Here is a 546-nt window from a genome sequence, read left to right on the forward strand (position 1 = left end):
AATAGCGTGCGATGATGATAATTAACCCGTTTATATAAAAGTATAGGTGACAAAAGTGCGTGAGATTTTAGTAACAAGTGCGCTGCCCTACGCCAATGGCTATATCCATTTGGGGCATCTTGTAGAATATATTCAGACCGACATTTGGGCGCGTGCGATGAAGGCACAAGGCCATCAGGTTACGTATGTCTGCGCGGATGACGCACATGGTACGGCAATCATGCTAAAAGCTGAAGCCAATGGCATCACGCCAGAGGAGCAGATTGCCTCAGTTAAAGCCTCGCATGAAGCGGACTTTGCAAAGTTTTTGATTAACTTTGACAATTATCACACCACTCATTCAGAAGAAAACAAACATTTCTCTGAGCTGATTTATCGCCGTCTTAATAGCGCAGGGCATATCTCAACTCGCGATGTTGAGCAATTATTTGATCCTGAAAAGCAGTTATTTTTGGCCGATCGATTTGTCAAAGGAGAGTGCCCTGAGTGCGGTGCGCTGGATCAATATGGTGATAACTGTGAAGTATGCGGCACAACTTATGACGC

1 protein-coding gene is annotated in these 546 nt (G+C 44.7%); it reads left to right on the forward strand.

The window, feature by feature from the left end; genetic code table 11:
• Positions 1-46: 46 nt before the first annotated feature.
• Positions 47-546 (forward strand): class I tRNA ligase family protein (locus ACS8FD_RS23765; RefSeq protein WP_439277660.1); only part of this gene is annotated, 500 nt, incomplete at its 3' end.

The organism is Psychrobacter sp. 1U2 (genome assembly GCF_051847575.1).